The sequence below is a fragment of the Sporosarcina limicola genome (assembly GCF_014873855.1).
Classification (GTDB): domain Bacteria; phylum Bacillota; class Bacilli; order Bacillales_A; family Planococcaceae; genus Sporosarcina; species Sporosarcina limicola.
This window is the reverse complement of record NZ_JADBEL010000073.1, coordinates 1-1504: the sequence shown is the minus strand read 5'-3', so window position 1 is coordinate 1504 and position 1504 is coordinate 1. Positions and strand designations below refer to the sequence as shown.

Genomic DNA, 1504 nt, shown 5'->3' with positions numbered 1-1504 from the left:
GGCACATTATCCGAGAAGATTGATTATCCGAGAAGAAATGAGAAATTCCGCTTAATTATTTTATTCCTTTTCTTTTTTCTCGAATAATTATGGTCCTCTAATACAATGATGAAAATGTAACCATACACAATCTTGTATAGGAGGTATACCTTTTGGGAAAAAGAAATCGGCCAGTCGAACAACTAATCCAAGGATTGTTAGAACAGCTTCAATTAAAATGCTACGGCAGGGAAACGCTGAACAATTATCATCGAATATTAAAAAACCTTGAACTGTATATGGAGCAAAATGAAATACCTGCATATTCGTCCGAAATCGGGGATGCTTTTATTAAGCATTACATTTCTACTCATGAATTAAGTATTTCTTTTCAAAAAATGATTAGTACAGTGGTAGGAAGATTAAGCGATTATAGTGATGGAAGGAAGTACTCTCCCCAACGGAAGAAATCATCTGTTAAGTTGCCGGAAAACTATGCGGTTTTGCTTGAAGATTACCTGTCTTTCTGTGACCAGAATGGAAATCGCATTGAAACCATTAAAGGAAAAAAGAAGTTCTGCGAAGACTTTCTGACATTTCTGATGGAGTTAGGATGTAATGACATACGGGATATAAATTCCACACAGATATGTAAATCATGTTTGATGTTTCATAATAGGGACGCATGGGCAGTTATCCGAATGTTTCTTAAACATCTTTACAAAGAAGATGTGGTTAAATATGATTATTCCACCATTGTTCCTCATTTTGCAAGAGCATTTGTAATACCTTCAACATACTCGAAGGAAGAAATCCTCAAGTTTGAAAACGCTATAAACCAATCAAGTAAAAGCGGAATCCGCGATTATGCAATGCTACTTCTTGCTACGCGGTTGGGAATGCGCTCTGGAGATATCGCACGTTTGACTTTTGACAATATAGATTTCGAAGGAAATTCTATTCATATAGTTCAGGAAAAAACCCTGCAGCCGTTAGAATTACCGTTACTCCTAGAAATAAAAGATGCTATTATGAATTACATTAATAATGCACGTCCGACAGTTAATAATGAATGCCCCATATTTCTTCGACAGTATGCCCCTTATCAGGGAATAACGACTTCAGCCCTTAGATTTGCAACAACAAAATATTTTCGGAAAGCCGGCATTGATATTTCAGGTAAAAGGCATGGTGTCCATACATTTCGGTCATCTCTCGCGAGCTCAATGGTTAATGAACAAGTACCATATGATGTCGTACGAAAAGTACTGGGACATACGGATCCAGACGCGATAAAGCATTATGCAAAAGTTGATATAGAGCGATTACGGGAGTATGCAATAGCGGTACCGACACCTTCCGGTGTGTTCGAAGAATTTCTATATGGGAGGCAAAGTTATGTCGGAATTTAAAAGCATCCTTTGGACCGAACTTACCGACTTCTTATCGTTCAGAAAAGCTGTACTCAGTAAAAGTGGCTATGCCCATGACTGCCAGTACCTTACCACCTTCGACAACTATTTGA

The 1504-nt window shown here is 37.8% G+C and carries 1 protein-coding gene; it reads left to right on the top strand.

The window, feature by feature from the left end; genetic code table 11:
• Positions 1-152: 152 nt before the first annotated feature.
• Positions 153-1391 carry a tyrosine-type recombinase/integrase gene (locus H4683_RS21080; protein ID WP_192600783.1) on the top strand — a complete coding sequence of 413 codons (1239 nt, stop codon included), beginning with the start codon at positions 153-155 and terminating at the stop codon, positions 1389-1391.
• Positions 1392-1504: the final 113 nt, after the last annotated feature.